Origin of the sequence: Lysinibacillus xylanilyticus, assembly GCF_001183605.1 — a bacterium.
Classification (GTDB): Bacteria; Bacillota; Bacilli; order Bacillales_A; family Planococcaceae; genus Lysinibacillus; species Lysinibacillus xylanilyticus.
This window is the reverse complement of sequence record NZ_LFXJ01000013.1, coordinates 94,946-116,445: the sequence shown is the minus strand read 5'-3', so window position 1 is coordinate 116,445 and position 21,500 is coordinate 94,946. Positions and strand designations below refer to the sequence as shown.

The 21,500-nt window shown below is 38.2% G+C and carries 24 protein-coding genes; 1 reads left to right on the top strand and 23 read right to left on the bottom strand.

Annotated features, from left to right (window positions below; all coding sequences use genetic code 11):
* Positions 1 to 262: 262 nt before the first annotated feature.
* The 21 genes from ACZ11_RS23570 to ACZ11_RS23465 form a co-directional block, all read right to left on the bottom strand.
* Positions 263 to 520, bottom strand: a complete 258-nt coding sequence (locus ACZ11_RS23570) for an HPr family phosphocarrier protein (RefSeq protein WP_049668979.1) — start codon at positions 518 to 520, stop codon at positions 263 to 265.
* A 113-nt stretch (positions 521 to 633) separates the two neighbouring features.
* Complete coding sequence (gene whiA / locus ACZ11_RS23565) at positions 634 to 1,581, bottom strand: DNA-binding protein WhiA (protein ID WP_049668978.1); 948 nt, start codon at positions 1,579 to 1,581, stop codon at positions 634 to 636.
* Between the two features lie 65 nt (positions 1,582 to 1,646).
* The gene (locus ACZ11_RS23560; RefSeq protein WP_049668977.1) at positions 1,647 to 2,630 is read right to left on the bottom strand and encodes a gluconeogenesis factor YvcK family protein; all 984 of its coding nucleotides are present in this window, start codon (positions 2,628 to 2,630) and stop codon (positions 1,647 to 1,649) included.
* 4 nt (positions 2,631 to 2,634) lie between these two features.
* Positions 2,635 to 3,528, bottom strand: a complete 894-nt coding sequence (rapZ, locus tag ACZ11_RS23555) for an RNase adapter RapZ (RefSeq protein WP_049668976.1) — start codon at positions 3,526 to 3,528, stop codon at positions 2,635 to 2,637.
* A gap of 9 nt (positions 3,529 to 3,537) precedes the next feature.
* Positions 3,538 to 4,005 carry an 8-oxo-dGTP diphosphatase gene (locus ACZ11_RS23550; protein WP_049668975.1) on the bottom strand — a complete coding sequence of 156 codons (468 nt, stop codon included), beginning with the start codon at positions 4,003 to 4,005 and terminating at the stop codon, positions 3,538 to 3,540.
* A 418-nt stretch (positions 4,006 to 4,423) separates the two neighbouring features.
* The gene (gene trxB / locus ACZ11_RS23545) at positions 4,424 to 5,368 is read right to left on the bottom strand and encodes a thioredoxin-disulfide reductase (RefSeq protein ID WP_049668974.1); all 945 of its coding nucleotides are present in this window, start codon (positions 5,366 to 5,368) and stop codon (positions 4,424 to 4,426) included.
* A 100-nt stretch (positions 5,369 to 5,468) separates the two neighbouring features.
* Positions 5,469 to 6,992: a tetratricopeptide repeat protein gene (locus tag ACZ11_RS23540; RefSeq protein WP_049668973.1), complete on the bottom strand. Its 1,524-nt coding sequence runs from the start codon at positions 6,990 to 6,992 to the stop codon at positions 5,469 to 5,471.
* A 90-nt stretch (positions 6,993 to 7,082) separates the two neighbouring features.
* Positions 7,083 to 7,700 (bottom strand): bifunctional phosphoribosyl-AMP cyclohydrolase/phosphoribosyl-ATP diphosphatase HisIE, encoded by a 618-nt coding sequence (gene hisIE / locus ACZ11_RS23535; protein WP_049668972.1) that lies wholly within the window; start codon positions 7,698 to 7,700, stop codon positions 7,083 to 7,085.
* Entirely contained in the window at positions 7,697 to 8,458 is a 762-nt protein-coding gene (gene hisF / locus ACZ11_RS23530) for an imidazole glycerol phosphate synthase subunit HisF (RefSeq protein ID WP_049668971.1), read from the bottom strand. Before hisF ends, hisIE begins: the two co-directional genes overlap by 4 nt.
* Positions 8,452 to 9,084, bottom strand: a complete 633-nt coding sequence (gene hisH, locus ACZ11_RS23525; protein WP_049668970.1) for an imidazole glycerol phosphate synthase subunit HisH — start codon at positions 9,082 to 9,084, stop codon at positions 8,452 to 8,454. Before hisH ends, hisF begins: the two co-directional genes overlap by 7 nt.
* Positions 9,081 to 9,680, bottom strand: a complete 600-nt coding sequence (gene hisB, locus ACZ11_RS23520) for an imidazoleglycerol-phosphate dehydratase HisB (protein ID WP_049668969.1) — start codon at positions 9,678 to 9,680, stop codon at positions 9,081 to 9,083. The genes hisH and hisB overlap by 4 nt, the downstream gene beginning before the upstream one ends.
* Before the next feature lie 4 nt (positions 9,681 to 9,684).
* On the bottom strand, positions 9,685 to 10,959 hold the full coding sequence (gene hisD, locus ACZ11_RS23515; protein WP_049668968.1) for a histidinol dehydrogenase: 1,275 nt from the start codon (positions 10,957 to 10,959) through the stop codon (positions 9,685 to 9,687).
* Positions 10,960 to 11,010: 51 nt separating this feature from the next.
* Positions 11,011 to 11,634 (bottom strand): ATP phosphoribosyltransferase, encoded by a 624-nt coding sequence (hisG, locus tag ACZ11_RS23510; RefSeq protein ID WP_049668967.1) that lies wholly within the window; start codon positions 11,632 to 11,634, stop codon positions 11,011 to 11,013.
* The gene (locus ACZ11_RS23505) at positions 11,627 to 12,799 is read right to left on the bottom strand and encodes an ATP phosphoribosyltransferase regulatory subunit (protein ID WP_049668966.1); all 1,173 of its coding nucleotides are present in this window, start codon (positions 12,797 to 12,799) and stop codon (positions 11,627 to 11,629) included. The genes hisG and ACZ11_RS23505 overlap by 8 nt, the downstream gene beginning before the upstream one ends.
* A 484-nt stretch (positions 12,800 to 13,283) precedes the next feature.
* Positions 13,284 to 13,826 (bottom strand): acyltransferase, encoded by a 543-nt coding sequence (locus ACZ11_RS23495; RefSeq protein ID WP_049668964.1) that lies wholly within the window; start codon positions 13,824 to 13,826, stop codon positions 13,284 to 13,286.
* Between the two features lie 4 nt (positions 13,827 to 13,830).
* The gene (gene ppaX / locus ACZ11_RS23490; RefSeq protein ID WP_049668963.1) at positions 13,831 to 14,472 is read right to left on the bottom strand and encodes a pyrophosphatase PpaX; all 642 of its coding nucleotides are present in this window, start codon (positions 14,470 to 14,472) and stop codon (positions 13,831 to 13,833) included.
* Positions 14,473 to 14,484: 12 nt separating this feature from the next.
* A complete protein-coding gene (lgt, locus tag ACZ11_RS23485) occupies positions 14,485 to 15,306 on the bottom strand; it encodes a prolipoprotein diacylglyceryl transferase (RefSeq protein WP_049668962.1) in 822 nt (273 codons plus the stop codon).
* A 481-nt stretch (positions 15,307 to 15,787) separates the two neighbouring features.
* A complete protein-coding gene (gene hprK, locus ACZ11_RS23480) occupies positions 15,788 to 16,723 on the bottom strand; it encodes an HPr(Ser) kinase/phosphatase (RefSeq protein ID WP_049668961.1) in 936 nt (311 codons plus the stop codon).
* Between the two features lie 199 nt (positions 16,724 to 16,922).
* Positions 16,923 to 17,243 carry a cytochrome c551 gene (gene cccB, locus ACZ11_RS23475; RefSeq protein ID WP_049668960.1) on the bottom strand — a complete coding sequence of 107 codons (321 nt, stop codon included), beginning with the start codon at positions 17,241 to 17,243 and terminating at the stop codon, positions 16,923 to 16,925.
* A 52-nt stretch (positions 17,244 to 17,295) separates the two neighbouring features.
* Entirely contained in the window at positions 17,296 to 18,144 is an 849-nt protein-coding gene (locus ACZ11_RS23470; protein ID WP_049668959.1) for a YitT family protein, read from the bottom strand.
* 23 nt (positions 18,145 to 18,167) lie between these two features.
* A complete protein-coding gene (locus tag ACZ11_RS23465; protein WP_049668958.1) occupies positions 18,168 to 18,443 on the bottom strand; it encodes a hypothetical protein in 276 nt (91 codons plus the stop codon).
* Between the two features lie 26 nt (positions 18,444 to 18,469).
* On the opposite strand from ACZ11_RS23465, the gene ACZ11_RS26755 reads away from it, so the two are divergent.
* Positions 18,470 to 18,637: a hypothetical protein gene (locus ACZ11_RS26755; RefSeq protein WP_169776095.1), complete on the top strand. Its 168-nt coding sequence runs from the start codon at positions 18,470 to 18,472 to the stop codon at positions 18,635 to 18,637.
* Positions 18,638 to 18,777: 140 nt separating this feature from the next.
* On the opposite strand, the gene ACZ11_RS23460 is transcribed toward ACZ11_RS26755, so the two are convergent.
* Both ACZ11_RS23460 and ACZ11_RS23455 read right to left on the bottom strand, forming a co-directional pair.
* Entirely contained in the window at positions 18,778 to 20,007 is a 1,230-nt protein-coding gene (locus tag ACZ11_RS23460; RefSeq protein ID WP_049668957.1) for an EAL and HDOD domain-containing protein, read from the bottom strand.
* Between the two features lie 357 nt (positions 20,008 to 20,364).
* Positions 20,365 to 21,012 (bottom strand): VTT domain-containing protein, encoded by a 648-nt coding sequence (locus tag ACZ11_RS23455; protein WP_236690940.1) that lies wholly within the window; start codon positions 21,010 to 21,012, stop codon positions 20,365 to 20,367.
* Positions 21,013 to 21,500 lie beyond the last annotated feature (488 nt).

Below are 21,500 nucleotides of genomic sequence, written 5' to 3'. Positions count from 1 at the left end.
GCTTTTCTTTCCGTCACTCCGACTTTTCCTTCCGTCATTCCGGCTCTTCTTTCCGTCACGATCTTTTCTTTCCGTCACTCCGGCTTTTCTTTCCGTCACTCCGACTTTTCTTTCCGTCGCTTCGGCTCTTCTTTCCGTCGCCCCATCCTTACTTTCCATCGCTTTTGCTCTTCTTTCAGGACCTTTTTATGCTGTGCAAAAGCGCAAAAAAACTGTCCAGTATGTAAGTTTTACTGCTGGACAGTTTTCGCATTATTATTTTTTAATCTTCTTTTTCGATTAGTGCTGCTAATGCTGTAACCGCTTGCTCAGCATCGTTACCAGCGCCACTAAGTACAACCTCAGTTCCTTTTGCAATGGCTAAGCTCATGACGCCCATAATTGATTTAGCATTAACTTTTTTCTCGTCTTTCTCTAGAAAGATATCCGCGCTAAAACGGTTTGCTTCTTGTACAAATAACGCTGCTTGTCTAGCCTGTAGTCCTAATTTTAATTTTACATGGACTCTTCTCTCGGTCATTCTTAAAACTCTCCTTTACTACCGTTCATCTATTATTTTTATCTTACCTTACTTACTAGCAAAAGAACAATACGCGATTACTCATTAAATTCATACCTGAAAAGTATGAAAATTTAACCACCAATTTTTTCTCCGCTTCTTAATGCATCGGCTATTTCATCGATTTTCCGTAATCGATGATTGACACCGGATTTACTAACCGTTCCACTTGATACCATTTCCCCAAGTTCTTTTAGCGTTACATCTTGGTATTCTACTCGTAATCGTGCAATTTCACGAAGTTTTTCTGGCAATTGATCAAGACCTATAGAATTTTCAATAAATCGGATATTCTCTACTTGACGTAATGCTGCGCCTATTGTTTTATTTAAGTTCGCTGTTTCACAATTGACGATGCGATTGACACTATTTCTCATGTCTCGCAATATGCGAACGTCTTCGAATTTCATCATTGCTTGATGAGCTCCAACAATATTAAGGAAATCAGAAATTTTTTCCGCTTCTTTTAAATAAGTGACAAAGCCTTTTTTTCGTTCAATTGTTTTTGCATTTAGCTCGAATTCATTCATTAAATCCATTAAAGCCTCACCGTGCTCTTTATATAATGAATAAATTTCTAAATGGTAGGCTGATGTTTCTGGATTGTTGACAGAGCCACCTGCTAAAAATGCACCTCGTAAATATGCTCTTTTTTGACCACTCTTTTTAATGAGCTTCCGAGAAATAGTATGATTAAATTGAAAGTCGTCTGAGATGATTTCTAAATCAATCAGTAGCTCACGAGCACCTTCTCTTACACGGCAAATGTATACGTTATTTTTTTTCAAACGCATTTTTTTTCTAACAAGTAACTCTACATTATACGGATATAACTTCTTCATAATTGTATAAAGTCTTCTTGCGATTGCTGCGTTTTCAGTTTGTACGTCTAAGCTTAACTGTTTATTAGCAAAGGATAATGAACCATTCATACGAATTAGGGCAGATACTTCTGCTTTCATACAATGATTGTCCGCTTCTATTTGAGTTAACTCTTTTTTCGTTTCAGAAGCAAAAGACATATCACGCCCTCCTTTCAACCTTTTGTTCTATGTATATGTTCATCTTATCATATACAATAAGTGCTTTATAATTCACTAACTTCTTGCTCATAGATATTTGCGTAATCTACAAGCCATTTCGCAACGTTTGTAGCATTATGTCGAACCGTCCCATCTGGGCGAATCGTGGCAATATCTCGTTTAATAACCTCTAATCCCATACTTTCAAGCTTTGCAACATCAAATGTTACTGGCTCAGCACACTCTTCTTTATACAGCTCTTTTACAGGATGAGGGAGTTTTACATCATTTACCAATATAGAATCAATGAAGGAGTCTCCAACATGTTTATATAAAGCTTCAACATGATCGCCTGCTGTATAGGAAATGGTTTCACCTTTTTGAGTCATTAAATTACAAACGTAAATTTTTCTTCCTTTAGCCTTAACAACAGCTTCCCCAATTGCTTTAACAAGAAGGTTTGGAATAATGCTTGTATATAAACTTCCTGGCCCAATTAAAATATAATCTGCACGATTGATTGCTCGAATAGCCTCTGGTAGCGGTTGCACGTTTTCAGGCACTAAAAAAACTCGATTAATTCGTTTTTTAGCCTTTGGAATTTTAGATTCCCCTTCTATAATAGAACCGTCTTCAAGCTCAGCATGTAAATTTATCTTTTTGTTGGCTGCTGGTATGACGCGACCATGAACCTTTAAAACCTTTCCCATTTCACTAATAGCATGGTTAAAATCACCGGTAATATCTGTTAAAGCAGTTAGCATTAAATTACCTAATGAATGCCCACGTAAATCTTCCGATGCAGAAAATCGGTATTGAAACATTTGCTCAACAAGTGGCTCAACATCCGATAAGGCAGCGATCACATTACGGACATCACCAGGTGGTGGAATATCATAGTCATCTCGTAAGCGTCCTGAAGAACCACCATCATCTGCTACTGTCACAATTGCAGTAATATCAAATGGGTGGTGCTTGAGCCCTCGTAGTAACGTAGAAAGCCCCGTACCACCACCAATTACAACAAGCTTTGTTCGCTTCTTTCCCATTCACTCAATCCTTTCTACGATTGATGTCACGATGCGTAATAACAGTGTTTTCCTTTCCAGCTAAATATGCCCCAAAATACTCTGCTAATGTTACCGAACGATGCTGTCCTCCAGTACATCCAAAAGCAATGACAAGTTGGGATTTGCCCTCTTGTCTATAGAGTGGGATCATAAATTCAAACAAATCCATTAGTTTTTGAATGAGTGTTTGCGTATCTTCAAGTGCCAGAACATAAGAAGATACTTCAGTTTGTAAACCCGTTTTATGGCGTAACTCTTCAACATAATATGGATTTTTTAAAAAACGGACATCAAATACTAAATCGGCATCTATCGGCATACCATGCTTAAATCCAAAAGACATGATATTTACTGAGAAAATATTATCTGCATCACCGGCAAATTCTTTAGCGATTTTTTCACGTAGCTCTTTAGGCTTCATATTAGATGTATTATAGACAAATTTAGCGCGACCCTTTACTTCGGATAAAAGCTTACGTTCTTGTTTAATACCATCTAATGGCAAACCATTTACAGCCAATGGATGTGCACGTCTTGTTTCTTTATAACGCCTAACTAAAGTTGCATCATCTGCATCTAAAAATAATATTCGTGCAACTATATCGCCTTCTTTAAGAATATGGTCGAGAGCACCGATAAGAGAATCAAAAAAGTCGCCACCACGCATATCCATGACAGCTGCTATACGTGTTATATTTTTACCCGAATCCCTTAGTAAGGTTAAAAATGTTGTGAGTAACGCAGGTGGTAAATTATCAATACAGTAATAACCTAAATCCTCAAAGCTTTGAATAGCTACTGTCTTTCCAGCTCCAGACATTCCTGTAATAATAACCAATTCATGTGTACCTTTTAGGTCTTCAACCACCACTGTCATGCAGCTCCTTTATTGTTCGATTGATATTTGTATTTTCTCATGAAGTAATTCAAAATCAGTTGTGTATTCAAATGTACCGTACTGAATGCCTGATTGTGAGATAGCAAATTGTAAGTTTGTTCGATCACCTTCAGCCATTGGCAAATGTTTTAAATCCTCTACTGGGTGCCATGCAAGTTTGCCTTCTCTAGTTTCTTTAAACGGTACACCTTCTACATCCTTTGCAACAAATGTATAAAGCATCCATTCGTCCACTGCCTCATTATTTTCTTTAATAACCATTGTATAAACACCCTTTAAATGAGCGTTTATTGGTGTGACATTTGTTTCTTCTTTAAACTCACGCACTGCAGCCTCATAAATCGATTCGCCGCTCTCCATCTTACCGCCAGGAGCTACGTACCAGCCACGTCTCGGCTTCTGAAGTAATAACACTTGACCGTCTTTTACGGCTATTAAATTTGCAATTCTTTGCATAGGCACACCTCTAATCTCTTTTGCATTCTTCCTTTTATTATAGCAAGACCAAACAAGGTTTGTCCTCAATTCTAAACTTTACGTGCATTGCAATTTTAACTTCATCGATACATGTAGGAACATGTTTTTTAACCTCTATTCAAACATATGAAACTCCGCCAAAAAAAATCTGTTCACAACAAAAATAGGTTGCTCCACCTTATTTGGCGGAAACAACCTACTCAACAAAATAAAAGGGGGATTGCTAATTACACTTTATATATTACACCTTTTATATGTCATTCAAGTTACAACTATATTAAGACCGTATTAAAATTGTATTTTTTTCCTTAAAACAATAAATATTGGGCATAATCGGTTGAACACCCTACTTTGGGAGTAGACTCCCTTTGCTCATGAACATTCTAAACCTGCTTACTTAAGCATTAATTTTTTCTAATAATTCTTCCACATAGTGCTGTACTGCTTGTGCTGCAATACTTCCGTCACCTGTCGCTGTAACGATTTGACGAAGTGATTTTTCACGTACATCCCCAGCTGCAAAGATACCTGGTACTGTCGTTTCCATATTATCATTTGTCAAAATATAACCAGCATCATTTAAAATACCTAGAGACTCAAATGGTTTTGTTAATGGAAGCATACCAATGTATACGAATACGCCTTCAGTAGCAAAATTAGATTCTACACCATCTATAGTTGATTGTAATGTTACACTTCCAACTTTACCGTTAGCCTCATTAATTTCTTTGACTGTTGAATTCCAAATGAAATCAATTTTTTCGTTAGAAAAGGCACGATCTTGGAGAATTTTTTGTGCACGTAATTTATCACGACGGTGTACAATTGTTACTTTATCAGCAAAGCGAGTTAAATAGACGCCTTCTTCAACAGCAGAATCCCCGCCACCTACGACAACAAGATTTTTTTGTTTGAAGAATGCACCATCACATACTGCACAATAGCTGACACCACGGCCCCCAAGTTCTTTTTCGCCAGGCACACCCATTTTTTTATACTCCGCACCTGTAGAAATAATAATTGCTCGTGTTTTATATTCTTTAGCACCTGAAATTATTGTTTTATATTCCTCACCATCAATAATTTCAGTTACATCGCCATACGCATACTCTGCACCAAATTTTTTAGCATGATCGAACATTTTAGTCGACAGCTCAGGTCCTAAAATTGTATCAAATCCTGGATAGTTTTCTACTTCTTCTGTATTTGCCATTTGTCCGCCAGGGATCCCACGTTCAATCATTAAAGTTGAAAGGTTGGCACGTGATGTATAAACAGCCGCAGTCATACCAGCCGGACCTGCACCAATTATTACAACATCATAAATTTTTTCTTCTGACATAAATACTTCCCCCTAAACCGATTTTTTACTTTTTTATAATAACTTTAGTATGTTCATCGTATGTGAAAGTAAAAAGTTATTCAACTATGTTGCTCACGGTCTAATTATGCGTGTTTGGTAAATAATTTAAAATTTCATCAATATACTTCGATAAAGTTGACACTGATACTCCGTATTGCTGAGCAATCTCCTTTTTTGTAACCTTCAGCATTCGTGAAGAACGGAATAAATAATCATTTGCTCCTGCAATAGCTGCTGGATTTGTAAAACGATAATTGTTGACCAATGCTTGCTCACAAAGCACAAACCACATTTGGAACATTGGTGCAATTAATGTCGTTAGCTTACCATACTGTTCTAGTAAAATTTCTGGCACACTTACTGCTCGTATAAAGCTAGCCTCTACTTTGTTTTTCATATCAAATTGATGTTCTAGTGCATAAGCGAGGAATAGCTTTTCATACGCATTAAATTGGTCAACGTCTATCCATTTTGGATGCGCAATAATTTCCTGTTTATGTGCTGTAGCGCTTAGTAAAAATAAACCAAATATGCGTTCACTTGTATATTCGCTCTCTAGCTTATCTACAATATAATCACGGTCATGTTCTAATGCATCAAGTGAATAATCGTTTTCTTCTTGACGCCAAGGTTCAAAGCCTTCTTTATCGGGATCTAGCTCAAGTAGCTGCTCCCATGCACCTTTTGAAATTTCTTCATGTCCTGAGAAATAAGCTGCATGTGATAGCCAAAAGTAAAAGCCAGCATCACCTACATAGCCTCTTTTCTGCATGCTACGCAACCATTTAAACGCTAAATCATATTGTCCAACGAGCGCTAATGTTGCACCTAGCTTGTAGCGATGTTCCCATAAGTATGGCTGAATTTTCACAAGTATTTCTAAAAGATCTTTTAAATCTTCTTCATTTTTTTCATAGTACGCGATAACCGTTAAATTACATAGTGCATGTAAATTCCCTTTATTTTCACGTAATACAGTATTTAGAAGAGCCTTCGCCTGTTCTGCTTCGCCCACATAAAAATAGGCAAGGGCTAAGTTGTTATAAGCTGACCAAAAATCCGGTCTATCTTCAACTAAGTCTTCTAGAATTTTAATAGCTTCAGGGAAATCTCCCTTTTCCATACAACGCCTCGCCTGTTCCTGCCGATATAAATCTTCTGCTGAACCTTCAAGCTCCTCAAAATCATCTTGCTCAAAATCAACAAACTCTAATATTTCAGTAGCTTCATCTGCATAGGCACCATCTGGCTCTATTTGTAAATATTGCTCTGCAAAGCGTTTAGCATCATGTATGATGCCGACACATCCTGAAATCTCTGCCATGTAAAAAATAATTTCTGGATTGTCTTTATCTATTTGATAGGCACGACGAAGTAGATCATACGCTTCCTCGAAACGTTGACCCTCTAACTCTATTATAGCTAATTGCAATAAAATCATTGGATCATTAGGACTTAAATCGACTGCTCGCTGTAAATATTTATAGGCTTTATTCATTTGTCCGCTATTCATTGCTTGAATTGATTTTTTATAATAATAGTCGCCTGTTGGAATGAACGACACTATATTTGTTTGGTTCTCTTTTTGACGTTTCTTTTCCAAAATATTTCCTCCGAAACAAGAAATAAGGAACGTATAATACGTTCCTTTACACAGTAACTTATATTATAACATACAATAAGCAATATGCCGTCATTTCTCCTCGTGACGTTTTTCTAACACATGTAACACGTCATAAACACTTACTTTTTGCTCTTGTAGTAACACTAGTAGGTGATAAATTAAATCGGCAGCCTCCCATTTCACTTCTTCTGCATCGCGATTTTTTGCACCTATGACAACTTCAGTTGCTTCTTCTCCAACTTTTTTACAAATTTTATCGATTCCCTTATCGAACAAATATGTAGTATACGCCCCTTCTGGCATTTCTTGCTCGCGCTTTTCAATGACCTTTACGAGGTTAGAAATAATCTCAACAGATCCGACCTTGGCATTTTGCTGAATGATTTCCGTGAAACAAGAAGTTGTTCCATTATGACAAGCAGGACCAGCAGGAATTACTTCTACAACTAACGCGTCATTGTCACAATCCGCCTTGATAGATACAATTTTTTGTGTATGACCACTTGTTGCCCCTTTGTGCCAGAGCTCTTGACGTGAACGTGAGAAAAACCATGTTTCTCCCGATTCAAGTGTTTTTTCTAGAGATTCTTTATTCATATACGCTACGGTTAGTACTTCTTTTGTATTAGAATCTTGGACAACCGCAGTGACAAGACCTTTTTCATCAAATTTAATGCTGTCAATCATCTTACTGCCACTCCTTTTTCACGTAAGTACTCTTTTACTTGTGCTACGCTCGTTTCTTTGTAATGGAAGATGGATGCGGCAAGTGCTGCATCTGCATCGATATCTTCATCTAATACCTCGTAAAAATGTTCGGCATTCCCTGCACCACCGCTTGCAATAACAGGAACTGTCACAGCCTCTCTCACAGCTTTTGTTAATGCTAAATCAAAACCGGATTTCTCACCGTCCTGATTCATACTCGTTAATAAGATTTCACCTGCACCTAAGCGAACCGCTTCCTTTGCCCACTCAGTTGCTCGCCATGCCGTTTTGTTTCGGCCCCCATGCGTATAAACCATCCATGTTGCATCTTCTTCGCTATAGCGGGCATCAATAGCTACAACAATACATTGTGCACCAAAAAAATCAGAACCTTCTTTAATAAGCTCTGGTCGCTCTAATGCAGATGTATTCACTGATACTTTATCGGCACCTGCACGTAAAATACGTTTCATATCATCTAATGTACGAATTCCACCACCTACTGTGAATGGGATTGCTAATGTAGCTGCAGTTTGCCGTACGACATCAACCATTGTTTCACGTCCTTCATGTGATGCCGAGATATCTAGAAATACTAGCTCATCTGCTCCTTGTTCATCATAAAACTTGGCAAGCTCTACTGGGTCACCCGCATCACGTAATGACACAAACTGTACACCCTTTACAACACGTCCCTCTTTCACATCAAGACATGGAATAATGCGCTTTGTTAACATGATGCCACCCCCTTTAACCATTGCTCTAATAAATGCACACCTAGTTCACCTGATTTTTCAGGGTGGAACTGCATACCCGTAATAGAGCCATTTACCACAATGCCAGGAACCTTAATACCATGATAATCCGCATAAGAGACAAGCTCCGTTTCATCGATATCAGTTGCATAAAATGAGTGAACAAAATAAACATGCTTTGCCGTTACTTCACCATTTAACCATGAAGGACGCTTTGTCACTATGAGCTCATTCCACCCCATATGCGGCACTCGATACTGCTGCCCAGCATTGTCACCACTAAATCGTTTAATGCTTCCTTTAAAAAAGCCTAACCCCTTCGTTGGGGACACTTCTTCACTTTTCTCAAATAACAATTGCATTCCTAAGCAAATTCCGAGAAGTGGTCGATTTTCAGCTTTCACCTTGTGTAAATATTGATCTAAATTCGTTTCAGCTAAACGTTTGATGGCATCTGGAAATGCTCCAACTCCAGGGAGTAACAGAGCATCTGTTGCATCTAGCTCTTTTTCGTTAGCCGAGACAACAACCTCACAGCCAAGTCGTTTTAATGCTTGTTCAACGCTAAATAAATTCCCCATTCCATAATCAATAACACCTATTTTCACGTCAACAGCCCCTTAGTCGATGGTACACCTTTAACACGTGGATCAATTTCCACTGCTGCGTCAATGGCACGTGCTAACGCCTTAAAAATAGCTTCAATGATATGATGTGTATTATGTCCATAAGGTACAATGACATGAACATTCATCCGAGCCTCAAGTGCAAACTTCCATAAAAATTCATGTACTAATTCAGTATCAAAGCTACCGACCTTTTCCTTCAACTGTGGCACACGATATTCTAAGTGCGGACGATTCGAGCAATCCACTACGACCTGTGCAAGTGCATCATCCATTGGCACAAATGCTGTGCCGTAACGCTTTATTCCTTTTTTATCACCGAGCGCTTCACGGATAGCTTGGCCTAGTACAATTCCGAGGTCTTCCGTTGTATGATGATCGTCTATATAAGTATCACCATTCGCTTCTATCGTCCCATTGAAAAGCCCATGTTTGATAAATAGGTCAAGCATGTGATCCATAAAGCCGACACCCGTTTTAATATTCGCCTTCCCTTCACCGTCTAAATCGATGGCTACTGAAATTTGAGTTTCATTTGTCGTACGTTCAACTTTTGCATATCGTTTTTTTTCAGTCATTGTGCTACTCCTTTTCCCATCCACGCGATTCGACTGCACGCGCATGGCCCTCTAAGCCTTCCATACGTGCTAGACGTGCAATTTTCGGTGCGTTTTCTGCCCAAGTCTTTTCACTATAAAAGACAACACTCGATTTTTTCACAAAATCATCGACGTTTAAACCACTTGCAAAGCGTGCAGTGCTATTCGTTGGTAGCACATGATTTGTCCCTGCAAAGTAATCACCAACTGGTTCAGAGCTATAACGACCGATGAAAATACCACCTGCATGTCGTACTTGTTCAGCTACAACCTCAGCGTTTTTTGTGACAATTTCTAAATGTTCAGGAGCTAGCGAATTAATTGCATCTACGGCATCCGCCATCGTTTCAGCCACATAAATAGCACCAAAATTTTCTATAGATGCACGTGCTACCTTTTCACGCGGTAAAGTCGTTAATTGCTTCTCCACTTCATCAGCTACTTTTTTAGCCAATTGCTCAGAAGTCGTTATTAAAATGGCACAAGCCAACTTATCGTGCTCAGCCTGTGATAGAAGATCAGCCGCGATTTCATCAGCAAATGCTGTGTCGTCTGCTAATACTGCAATTTCACTTGGGCCTGCAATCATATCAATCGCAACCTCACCAAATACCTCACGTTTTGCTAATGCTACAAAGATATTTCCTGGACCTGTAATTTTATCAACTGGAGAAAGCGTCTCTGTCCCATATGCAAGAGCCGCAATCGCCTGAGCTCCACCGATTTTATATATTTCCTCTACTCCTAAAATGCGCGCTGCAGCAAGTACACCTGGAGGTAACTTTCCATCTCGACCTGCTGGAGATGTAATAACAATGCGTTTGACACCAGCTACTTGTGCAGGAATAACGTTCATCAAGACCGAAGATGGGTACGCTGCTGTACCACCAGGAACATAAAGACCTACTGCATCGAGCGCAGTAATTCGTTGACCAAGCCAAGAGCCATCCTTAAGATCTAAGCGATAACCTGAACGCTTTTGCTGTTCATGATACAAGCGAATATTTTGAGCAGCTTCTGTTAAATCATCATAAAGCTGTTGATCAATTAAATTTACGCTCTCTTCGATTTCTTCCTTCGTTACGCGTAAATGATCAGGGGCAAAGCCATCCCATTTTTCTGTATAAAAACGTATAGCTGCGTCACCTTGTGCACGAACGTCTGCCAATACTTGACGCACAACCTTTAACTGTTCTTCATTTCCACCTTCAAGTGGTCTCTTTAAGGAAATACCTTTTTCTAGCTTTGTTATTTTCATAGGATTAATCTCCTTTAAATCTAGGAATGAGCCTCTTCCAATAGGACTTTTTTATTTAACACATTTTTTTAAACGTTTCACAAGATCGATAATACGGTCACTCTTCATGCGATAACTTACTGGGTTGGCAATTAATCGTGATGATACGTCTGTAATAAATTCATACTCCACTAAGCCATTTTCTTTCAGTGTCCGTCCTGTTGAAACAATATCGACAATTCGATCTGCTAAGCCAATCATGGGCGCCAATTCAATCGATCCATTTAGTTCAATAATTTCAACCTGCTCTCCAATACCCTTATAGTATTTCATTGCAATATTAGGATATTTTGTCGCTATTCTTGGTGCAATTTCATTCATTGTCGTATTAGGTAAGCCTGCTGATGCGATATAGCAAGTACTTATTTTTAAATCCAGTAGTTCATGCACTTCTCGTTGCTGTTCTAGCAAAACATCCTTACCTGCAATACCAATATCCGCTACACCGTGCTCAACATAAACAGGTACATCCATTGGCTTTGATAATATAAAACGAATTTTCTCTTCCGGAATTTCAAGCATTAATTTACGGGACATTTCGACTTCTTCTGGTAAATTAAAGCCAGCTTCTAAAAGCATCTGATATGCCTCGTCAAAAATGCGTCCCTTCGGCATAGCAATCGTTAATTCATTCACCGTCAACGTCCTCCTGTCCCACAATAACTACTTCTGTAAAATGTGCTAAAAAAGCGGCTTCATCGACAAGACTACTCCTTAACTGTAAGGTAGCCTGTTTACCAGCTGCTCGTAGCGTCTGTACCTCTGCAAGAGCCGCTTCAAATTGTTCTTCCTCAAACAACACGACTGTAGCTTCTTGTCGCACATCCGATTGCCCATTAAGTGTTTCTAATAGGCGATCAACACGAATACTAAATCCTGTAGCACCTACTTTTGAGCCAAATACCTCCAGCAACCCGTCATAGCGTCCCCCATTGCCTAATGGAAAACCACTGCCGGTTGCAAACACTTCAAATAACATGCCTGTGTAATAGCTCATGTGACTTGAAAGTGTAAAATCAAAGGCTACATAATCCGCTAAGCCTGCAATTTCAAGCAATTTAGCGAGCTGTTGCATATATTCTAATGCGTCATTTTTCCGCACATATTTCTCAATATCTTGAATTTCATTTAAATTCATAGCTTCTTCAATAAATTGCAATAATGCATCGGATTTTGTTTTTGGTAAATCAAATGATTCTACCGCTTCTTCAAACCCTACATAATTGCGTTGCACAAGTAATGTCCGAAGTATATTTTGTTGTTCGATGCTTTCTGTGTAATCTTGTAAAATACAATTTAATATACCTGCATGACCGATCGTCACTTTAAATTTCGCTAAGCCAAATTGCTTTAATAACTCCATTGCCGTAACAATAACCTCAGCATCAGCAAATACAGAATTGTCTCCAATTAATTCGATTCCCATCTGATCAAATTCTGCTGGGCGTCCACCCTCCGCTTCCTGTGCGCGGAAGACACTAGCAAAATAAGCAAGGCGTATTGGAATCATTTCTTTTAATAATTTTGATGTTGCTATACGTGCAATCGGTGTTGTCATATCAGGTCGTAGTACTAACGTGTTGCCCTGGCCATCTACTAATTTAAATAAATGCGTATTGGCTATCGCTGATGCTTTACCGACTGTATCAAAATACTCAACTGCAGGCGTTTTAATAAATTCATAGCCTCTTCTACATAAAAAATCTCGCCCTGTATTTCTTACAGCCTCTACCTTTTCAAAAATTTGCGGAAATGTATCGCGCATTCCAAGTGGTTTCTCAAACATTTTAATCGACGACATCCTGACACTTCCTCACGTTTCACTTTAACTCACTAGAGTGTTAGAGAATTAGATTATGAAAGTATTCTAACTTATTTCTTCTTGCTAGTCAATGCAACTACACTTGAATTATCAAATAATTTAAACACTGATTATTCTGTTAATTATACTTGAAAATAAATAAATTGAAACTTTATTCGGCATAGCAAGTTATGTGAATCTTTTTTTACTCTTTGGAAGGTGGATGTCGATAAATTTCGGAAGTTGAGTGATAAAACGCGAAAGTTAGTTGATAAATTTCAGAAGTTGGGTGATAAAATGCGAAAGTTAGTTGATAAATTTCAAAAGTTGGGTGATAAAACTAAAAAGTTGGGTGTCATTTTGTTAAAACGTATGTCATGTCACCCCCTCGTTTGGCCGGAGAGTCATACTTTAATTTCATTGTTACGATTATTTCCGCCAAAAAAACACTGTGCACAGTAAAGCATGCACAGTGTAGGCATTATTATTTTTTGGGCGTGCACCATTCTACTACTTCATTGCGTTTGCGCTCCGCCATTTGTTCAGCTGTATAAATAATTTGCATAGGGTTACCGCCTGCTAGACAGCCAGCTGGCACATCCTTATGCACAAGGGTTGCAGCAGAAACTATCGCACCGTCACCTATCGTAACACCAGGCAGTATTGTTGAATTGGCACCAACCATTACTTCATTGCCAATATGAACATCTCCCAGACGATATTCCTCTATTAAATATTCATGCGCCAAAATAGTCGTATTGAAGCCTATAACAGTATTGTCACCGATATGAATGCGTTCTGGAAACATTGTATCTGGCATAACCATTAAAGCTATGGAAGTTTGTTCACCAATCTCCATTTTTAATAAAGTTCGATACAACCAGTTTTTTACACGTAAAAATGGTGTGAAGCGTCCAATTTGAATGACAACGAAACACTTTATCACCTTCCAAAAGGACACCGTATCATAAATATTCCAAAGCGAGTTTGCTCCTTCGACACGGTAGCGTTCTGTTTTACGTGCCATTTACTTACCCCGCTTTCACAATTTCAAATAAATCCGTCATATGATGCAATATATATTCCGGCTTGAATTGCTGTAAGTATTCCTCACCTTTAAAAGCCCAGGCGACACCAGCTGCTCTAACTCCAGCGTTGTGCCCTGCCTCAATATCGTGAGAATTGTCGCCAATCATAATGGCCTCTTCCTTGTTTACACCAAGGCGTTCAAGCGCAAGCAAAACTGGCTCTGGATCAGGCTTTACATTTTTTACATCATCCGTGCCAATACGGATGTCAAATAAATGACTTGCACCAAGTACAGATAGACCACGGTCTATCATCCCATTACGCTTTGTAGAGACAATCGCTAATTTGATCCCCATATCCTTTAATTGCTCTAAAGTTGATACAACATCAGGATATTGAGTGACAAGCTCATCGTGATGTAATTCATTATATTCACGATATTTAGCCATCATTACATCCTCTTCACCAGGAGCAATGTCACTAAATGTCTGTTTTAAGGACGGCCCGAGGAATTTCAGGCAATCTTTTGGCGAATATTGCCCGGGAAATCGCTCATTTAAAACATGCATAAAAGTTTGAATGATTAAATCATTTGTATTGAGTAATGTACCATCAAAATCAAATAGTAATGCCTTTACAGTCATGCTTTGCACCCCTTATTTATCATCTAAATACTTTACTGCAGGTTTTACTTTTATGCGTCTATAAATAATCGCACCAAGACCCACAACAATACCTATTATTGAAACAACCTGAGCCGAGCGTAAATCTCCTACTAAATAAAGGCTATCTGTACGCATGCCTTCTATATAGAAGCGACCGATTGAATACCAAATTATATAGCCGAAGAACATTTCGCCACGATTTAAATTTACTTTGCGTAAAACTAATAAAATAATTAGCCCAATAAAGTTCCAAACGGATTCATATAAAAAAGTAGGATGTACGTATGTTCCTAATTCTTCAACATACATTTGATTAATAATCCAATCCGGCAGCATTAGATGTTCTAAAAACTCACGTGATACTGGACCACCATAAGCCTCCTGGTTCATAAAATTTCCCCATCGGCCAATTATTTGTCCAATTAAAATACTCGGTGCCGCAATATCCGCAACTCGTAAAAAGCTTATATTTCTTCTACGAGTGAATATGTAAGCTGTCAAAAAGGCGCCAATAAGAGCACCGTGAATTGCGATACCACCATTCCAAATTTCAATAATCTTTCCTGGATTTTCACTATAATAATCCCAACGCATCGTTACATAGTAAATACGTGCACATATTATGGAAATAGGAACAGCCCATAGTAATAGATCTGCAAGAAAATCCTCTGGTAATCCTCTCTTAACAGCCTCTCTTTGTCCAACAATATACGCTAAAATAATACCCGATACGATTAGTAACCCATACCAACGAACTTCGATAGGTCCTAAATGGAAAGCAATCGGATTAATTTCTAATAATAACAAGTCCATCTTATGCTCCTCTCATAATCAATTCATTGCATTTGCAAATGAATCCTAATCAATTATGCCTCGGCATAATTGCGTCCGGAATCGGCTTTGTGCTTAGGCCTGCACGAGGGCCGACACGATGTCGGTCATTTCGGTAATGCCACAGGACGTGGCGTCTTTACCGATGCAGGTCAGTTAGCCGTTATCGCATGGATGCGATGGTTTTAGGCTAACATCCTCTAAGAACTCCTTTCCGACCTCCGTGACATAGGCCGGAGGCTTTAGGCCAACAAATGTTTTTTTGCGCGAAAGCGTAGTGCTAACGCAGCGGCAGCAGCATGATGTTGGTCACTCAGTCGTTGCCACAGGACGTGGCGTTCTTAGACTGAGTTCCTCTATTTCAGCGGATGTATATACACCCACTGAAAAGCAACTTAAACCCACGTTCATCTCATCCACATATAGAGGTGGGAGACTATGTAGCTGAAATAAGTAAAAACAATTAATCATCCAACTCGTCCGTTGATGAGATTACCTCATCTAATCGTCTAGAAAACTCCTCGGCTGCATTTACACCCATTTTTTTCAAACGATAGTTCATTGCTGCTACTTCAATAATAACAGACACATTACGTCCAGGTCTTACAGGAATCGTTAGCTTTGTTAATTCCGTATCAATGATTTTCATTTTTTCTTCCTCTAAACCTAGACGATCATATACTTTTTCAGGATCCCATATTTCCAATTCGATAATTAATGTAATACGTTTGTACGGCCGTACCGCACTTGCTCCAAAGAGTGTCATTATATCGATAATACCAATGCCTCGAATTTCGAGTAAATGTTCTAAAAGAGGAGGCGGACTCCCAATTAGAAAATTCTCTGATTCTTGACGGATCTCTACACAATCATCAGCTACTAAGCGGTGCCCCTTCTTGACAAGCTCAAGTGCTGTTTCACTTTTCCCTACACCACTTTTTCCGATAATCAGTACGCCGATGCCGTATACATCAACTAAAACTCCATGCGCAGCAGTCATTGGTGCTAAGCGACCTTCTAAATAGTTTGTTAGCCTACTCGAAAATTTCGTTGTTGTCATGTGTGTTTTAAATACAGGTACATGTTTTTCATTGGACGCCTGAATAAGTTCCTTAGGTACCTCTAAATCACGAGAAATAATAATAGCTGGTGTATCCTGTGAACATAGAAGACGCATGCGCTCCAATTTCACATCTGCAGGCAGCATTTCAAAAAAAGAAAGTTCTGTTTTTCCTAGCAATTGTACCCGATTTGCAGGATAATGCGTAAAATACCCCGCCATCTCGAGCCCTGGTCTTGAAATATCACTAGTAACAATCGTTCTTCCTATTCCTTCCTCACCAGCTAATAGTTCTAACTTAAATTTCTCCATAACGTCTCTTGTTAATACTACGACCAATGTTTAGTAGCCTCCATTCAAAGGATTTGAATATGTTTTGTCCTAAGTAACTAACAATCAGCATAATGATTGCAGTTTCACCTTATTTTAGCATGTCTATGTATAAAAGAAATGTATTTACACTCTGTCTGCCCTAACTAAAAATTCTACAAAATATAAAAAACTAGCGGTTCTCCAGCCCGCTAGTTTCATTATCGCTTTATTTTTGAGTAGCTAACCATTTGGCAACTGCTTCTGCATCTGCACCTTTAACAACATTTGGAGGCATTCCATTTTTACCATTTTTAATAACATCCAAAATTTCAGCTTCTGATAAACGAGAGCCTACATTATTAATTGCTGGTGCATTTCCTGCCCCTTGTAATTCGCCACCGTGGCAAGAAATACAAGATTTCATAGCAATTGTTTCGCCATCTGGAGCAGCAGTTTTTGTACCTTCATTTGTTGCCGTTTTACTTCCGCCACAAGCAGCTAAGAAGATTGCTGAACCAATCGCTAATGTTAACATTGCCTTTTTCATTAGGGCCCCTCCTCAAAGTAAATAAGTATCTTTCCACGACATTATACCAAAATTATGCACGTTTGAAACCTTCTCCTAACACCTCATAAGCATTAGAAACGATCACAAACGCTGATGGGTCAACGCTTTTAATGAGTTGTTTCAGCTTTGTGAATTCTGTTTGGTAAACGACAACCATAAGTACTGGTCGCGCTTCCCCTGTATAGCCACCTATAGCAGGCAACTTTGTCACTCCACGTTCGATCTCGGCATAAATGGCATCACGTACTTCATCTTGTTTCATCGTAATAATATAAACCATTTTAGACTGACTGAAACCGAGCTGAATAATATCTATCGTTTTTGTAGTGACATAAAGTCCAATTAGGGCATACAAACCTTTCTCTAAGTCAAAAACAATTGCTGCACTAATCGCGATAATCCCATCAATTAAAAGTACACTTGTACCTAACGATATTCCGGTATACTTCGTAATTATTTGCGCTAGTAAATCAGTGCCACCAGTAGAAGCATTCCCCTTAAAGACAAGTCCTATTCCTAAACCGACCACAATTCCCCCAAAAAGTGCACCTAGTAAAGGATTATCTGTCCAAGGCCCCCAACTGTTCGTTAGTAATACAATTAACGGTAATGTTACTGTTCCAATAAACGATTTTATCCCAAACTTTTTCCCAAGTAATAATACACCCGCGATAAATAATGGAATATTGAATGCATACTGTACAAAACCAGGATTCCATCCAAATAAACCGTGCAAAATTGTACTAATCCCGCTTACTCCGCCAGAAGCTACTTGATTTGGCAGTAAAAATACATTGAAGCCAATAGCAATAATTGCCGCTCCTACTACGACGTACACATACTCCATAATGCTTTCCCTTACATCATGAATTTGATTCATTTCCCCCACGTCCACTTCAACTATCAGAATTTTTTAAAGACGAGATGATTATAGCAAATAGTTTTCGCATTGAGAACTTCGTCTTGATGAAGGGAATATGTATTTTTATATTTTTGTTCATCATCAAACGTGTGGTTGATTTCCGTTCCGACTGGGCGCTTTGTTGTTGCTGTCGCTACGCTTTCGCACAGATAAAACATTTGTAGCTGTCGCTTTGCTTTCGCTACAGAAAACATTTGCCGCTGTCGCTTCGCTTTCGCGCAGATAAAACATTTGCCGCTGTCGCTTCGCTTTCGCACAGAGCAGAGCTTCCTGGGGGCGTCCGATGAGCCGCTTGGGCCAGCAGGATGTTGGTCACGAAGGCGTTATTACAGGACGTGATGGTTTTAGCCTTCGTTCCTCTATTCGCTGGTCCCCAAGGAGTCGACCAGTCTCCACTCCAATCAACTATACACATTTCATAAGTTTCAATAAATGTCTTCCTCTACTATAAATGATGAGCCCAATAATGTATAAAACATAAAAAATAAGCTACCTTAAAAAGAATTTTAAGATAGCTTATTTTTGACTTTTCACTAAAATTTATACTTAACTGCAATTTCCACAACGAGTCATTTTGGATCAAATTCTTGTTTATAAAGATTTTTCTGCCCACTCCATTGCTTCATTGTATAAAAGATCGATTTTTGTGAAATCAATATTGAACTGAGGAGCTAAATTTTCTAAAGTAGACCAATCTAACTTACCTAATGCAATACTGAATTCCAGAAAAGGTGTCATTTCAGTAGGATTACCTAAAATCGTTTCTGTTATGTCTTCTGAAAAAGGTAGCTGCTGCAAAATAACATTCATCGGTCTTTGCAACAACGTGTCTATCAACGAAAACATTCCGACTAAAAAATATTCAGAGAAGTTTTTCTTATAGGAAAGCTTGGCTAATTTCTCACATACTTTTGCTCTAAATAAAGAAGTACGCATGACTTCTTTAAAAAGATCATTCTCAGCATTTCTATCTATTTCTCGCATCGCCAATAAATAAATCCACTTTCGTAAATTTGAAACGCCGAGTAATATAATCGCTTGTTTTATCGAACGAACCTTGGATTTAGACCGCAGTTCTGAATTATTAACCATTTGCAATAATTTATACGTTAAAGAAATATCACGCTCTATATTTTCAGCTAATAATTGTATATTAGGTTCCTCTTCTTTTAATAGCGTAATAATATATAAATATTGAATAGTATTAGCAGGTATATCGGTAGCTGTAATAATTTGAGGTTGTTCAAAAAAATAGCCTTGAAATAATTCATAGCCAGAATGCTTTGCCACTTCAAATTGATTTCGTGTTTCAACCTTCTCAGCTAGCAATTTTATGTGAGGGAAATTTTCTTTCACTTTATTTTCAATTTCCATGCGCTCCAGTAATGGTGATATTAAAAAGTCCACTTTTATAAAATCGACATAAGGAAATAACTCATCATAAACTTGTACCTCATCATCCAAAATAAAATCATCTAATGCAATTTTAAACCCATATGATTTCAGTTCAATGACTCTCCCGACCAACTGAGTTGTAATAGGAACGTCCTCTAAAATCTCAATAACAACTTGCGATGGATCTAAAAATTCATTTATAGGACTCATAAGTAAATTTTCTGTAAAATTAACAAAACTAGGTTTACCTTTAGTTACCTCTTCAATGCCAATTGAAAGAAATGAGTTTACTAATACATCGATTGTCGCAGCATCTGAATCAACCATCGGAAAAGAATTCACGTTTTTGCTACGATATAATAATTCATACGCAACGATTTGTTCATGAAGGTTAAAAATAGGCTGTCTGCCGATAAATACTTCCATTTCGTTGCCCCCCATTTCACCATATTCTAGTAATTAATATTATAGCACCTTTCATTATTCTCTGCTTACCATTCAAGTAACTGTCTAAAAGTCTTCTAACATTCATTACAAGGTGATGGATCATCGCTTTTTATGACGTTATTCCCTAGGTATCATCCGGCCTCATGAAGTACGGTTCTTGAAGATTCACAAGGTCTTGTACAATATATAGAATAGATAAAATGGATGATCATCGAAGTTTAGGTATGACATTCAGAAAATATCGTGTTGCAATATATATGATAATTGACGTTATGATGATGAGCCAAAAAACAAGGACAGTCCTAAGTGATCTTTTATCACTTTTGGACCGTCCTTTTATTTTCCACTTGCTTTTGCTTTAATAGCACCAATTACAGCTGGTACAACTGAAATTAAGATAATTAATATAAGAACCGTTGAGAAGTTATCTTTAATAATTGGAATATTACCAAAGAAATAACCTAATAATGTACAGCTGAATACCCATAACACTGCACCTAAAACATTATACATAATGAAGTAGCCATACTTCATTTTACTAGCCCCTGCAACAAATGGTATGAATGTGCGGATGAAAGGCATAAAACGCGCGATGACAATCGTTTTTCCACCGTGTTTATTAAAGAACTTTTCAGCTGCTTCCATACGTTCTTTTTTTACGACTCTACCAAGAAAGCTTTTTGGTGGAATAGATGTCCCAACTTTATGACCAATATGATAGTTCATCGTATCCCCTAAAATTGCAGCCGCTAAAAACACAGGAATTAATATCCACATATTAAATGCGCCCATTGCTGCTGCTAATGTACCACTTGCAAAAAGCAATGAATCCCCTGGCAGGAATGGGAAAATTACGACACCTGTTTCAACAAAAACAATTGCAAATAAAACGAAATAACTGAAATTACCAAATTCGCGAATGATTTCCTCTAAATGCACATCAATATGCATAATAAAACTAATTAACTCCTTGATGAGTTCTATCATTTTTCCGTATGCTCTCTTTCAATTAAATTTTCTAAAGGTTTTGACGTGGCTAGACACCAAAGGGTTCCATTCTTCTTTACAATTATTGGTGTCACTTCTCCCTCACTATATGACAAGCCCTTAAAAAGTATGTAGATTTCACAAGTTTGATTTTATCACTTATAGACCTACACACTCAACTTATTTAATTAAGAGACTCTCCCTCTCACATAGCAATAATGCTGTAGTAAAAAGCGTTATCATAAATGATATTAGCTACTCCCAAAAACCATAAATAAAAAGCTACCATTTAAAAATAGTAGCTTCTTTATTGGATTCATCACCCACAGTTTTGATGCCGTGTATATAAGTTGATTGGAGTGGAGGCTGGGCGACTCCTTGGGGATTAGCGATAGGGGAACGAAGGCTAAAACCATCACGTCCTGTGATAACGCCTTCGTGACCAACATCGTGTTGGCCCGAGACCCTGCAGCGAAGCGAAGCGG

Excerpts from the sequence above, each read along its gene's own strand:
- ACZ11_RS23570 (WP_049668979.1), bottom strand. The coding sequence starts at position 520 with ATGACCGAGAGAAGAGTCCATGTAAAATTAAAATTAGGACTACAGGCT.
- whiA (WP_049668978.1), bottom strand. The coding sequence starts at position 1,581 with ATGTCTTTTGCTTCTGAAACGAAAAAAGAGTTAACTCAAATAGAAGCG.
- ACZ11_RS23560 (WP_049668977.1), bottom strand. The coding sequence starts at position 2,630 with ATGGGAAAGAAGCGAACAAAGCTTGTTGTAATTGGTGGTGGTACGGGG.
- rapZ (WP_049668976.1), bottom strand. The coding sequence starts at position 3,528 with ATGACAGTGGTGGTTGAAGACCTAAAAGGTACACATGAATTGGTTATT.
- ACZ11_RS23550 (WP_049668975.1), bottom strand. The coding sequence starts at position 4,005 with ATGCAAAGAATTGCAAATTTAATAGCCGTAAAAGACGGTCAAGTGTTA.
- trxB (WP_049668974.1), bottom strand. The coding sequence starts at position 5,368 with ATGTCAGAAGAAAAAATTTATGATGTTGTAATAATTGGTGCAGGTCCG.
- hisIE (WP_049668972.1), bottom strand. The coding sequence starts at position 7,700 with ATGATTGACAGCATTAAATTTGATGAAAAAGGTCTTGTCACTGCGGTT.
- hisF (WP_049668971.1), bottom strand. The coding sequence starts at position 8,458 with ATGTTAACAAAGCGCATTATTCCATGTCTTGATGTGAAAGAGGGACGT.
- hisB (WP_049668969.1), bottom strand. The coding sequence starts at position 9,680 with ATGACTGAAAAAAAACGATATGCAAAAGTTGAACGTACGACAAATGAA.
- hisD (WP_049668968.1), bottom strand. The coding sequence starts at position 10,959 with ATGAAAATAACAAAGCTAGAAAAAGGTATTTCCTTAAAGAGACCACTT.
- ACZ11_RS23505 (WP_049668966.1), bottom strand. The coding sequence starts at position 12,799 with ATGTCGTCGATTAAAATGTTTGAGAAACCACTTGGAATGCGCGATACA.
- ACZ11_RS23495 (WP_049668964.1), bottom strand. The coding sequence starts at position 13,826 with ATGGCACGTAAAACAGAACGCTACCGTGTCGAAGGAGCAAACTCGCTT.
- ppaX (WP_049668963.1), bottom strand. The coding sequence starts at position 14,472 with ATGACTGTAAAGGCATTACTATTTGATTTTGATGGTACATTACTCAAT.
- lgt (WP_049668962.1), bottom strand. The coding sequence starts at position 15,306 with ATGGACTTGTTATTATTAGAAATTAATCCGATTGCTTTCCATTTAGGA.
- cccB (WP_049668960.1), bottom strand. The coding sequence starts at position 17,243 with ATGAAAAAGGCAATGTTAACATTAGCGATTGGTTCAGCAATCTTCTTA.
- ACZ11_RS23470 (WP_049668959.1), bottom strand. The coding sequence starts at position 18,144 with ATGAATCAAATTCATGATGTAAGGGAAAGCATTATGGAGTATGTGTAC.
- ACZ11_RS26755 (WP_169776095.1), top strand. The coding sequence starts at position 18,470 with ATGAGCCGCTTGGGCCAGCAGGATGTTGGTCACGAAGGCGTTATTACA.
- ACZ11_RS23460 (WP_049668957.1), bottom strand. The coding sequence starts at position 20,007 with ATGGAAGTATTTATCGGCAGACAGCCTATTTTTAACCTTCATGAACAA.